This window comes from Deltaproteobacteria bacterium (genome assembly GCA_011773515.1).
Lineage (GTDB): Bacteria > Desulfobacterota > Deferrimicrobia > J040 > J040 > WVXK01.
The window spans coordinates 1156-2175 of the sequence record WVXK01000003.1; the positions used below are offsets into that span (position 1 = coordinate 1156).

A 1020-nucleotide genomic window follows, 5' to 3' on the forward strand; every position below is an offset into this window, starting at 1 on the left:
CGTTCCGTTACGAAGCAGACCTCCTGGGATTCCTCCTTGTCTTTGACGGAAAGCCCGGCACTTTCTGCAATTTCCCTGATTTCCTCCTTCCGATACTCACCGCAGGGAAAGAGCAGATAGGGCATGTTTCTCTGGTTGAGCCGGTAGAGAAAATAGGACTGGTCCTTTTGATCGTCGACCCCCTTGAGCAACCGACAGGTTCCGTCCTCGTCTCGCTTTATCCTTGCGTAATGTCCTGTTGCGAGGTATGCAGCGTCGAGCATGCGGGCACGGTCGATGAGGACCTCGAACTTGATCACGTCGTTGCATATGATACAGGGATTCGGGGTTCTGCCGGAGGCGTATTCATCGAGGAAATTCCGGATCACCTCCTTTTCGAACACCTCACGATAGTTGAACACGTAGTGGGGAATTTCGAGCTTGTAGCACACATCCCGGGCGTCGTAGATATCATCGAGTGAGCAGCATGTCCCGGACCGATCTTCGGTGACTTCGGAGAAATCGTACAGGTCGAGGGACACGCCGATAACCTCATACCCTTCCCTCTTCAGGAGAAACGCCGCGGTAGAGGAATCGACCCCCCCGCTCATTGCAACGATTACCTTTTTCTTCATGTTTTATTTTGAGAACTGTTTATAAGTTGTTAATTATAACTAATTTTTGCGAATTTGGTTTGTAATATTACTTGATAATTTGACCGGTCAAAACGGTGGAATCAAAAAAAACCATTAACGCATCTATCATCCTTCATAGTTCGTTTCATGCAATCTTTTATTGCGCTTTCGCTTTATATATGGGGGAGAGGTTCCTCAGTTTCGTTACGATCTCGGGGATCTTTTCCAGCGCGTAGTCCACGTCCTCGTCCGAGTTTCCGTATCCGAGGCTGAACCTGAGTGACCCCTGGGCATCTACGGGGTCCACCCGCATCCCGGTCAGGACGTACGAGGGTTCGGTTGAACCGGAGGTGCAGGCAGAGCCCGTTGAGGCGGCTATGCCCACCATGTCGAGAGCTACGATGAG

General features: G+C 50.7%; 1 protein-coding gene and 1 pseudogene (1 of these 2 only partly in view). Both read right to left on the reverse strand.

From position 1 onward, the window contains the following. Positions 1 to 614, reverse strand: a pseudogene (locus tag GTN70_00500) (tRNA 2-thiouridine(34) synthase MnmA); it reaches 402 nt to the left of the window's first position. A 157-nt stretch (positions 615 to 771) separates the two neighbouring features. Further along, positions 772 to 1020, reverse strand: a 249-nt coding sequence (locus GTN70_00505; protein NIO15483.1) for a cysteine desulfurase NifS, incomplete at its 5' end; no start/stop codon positions are given.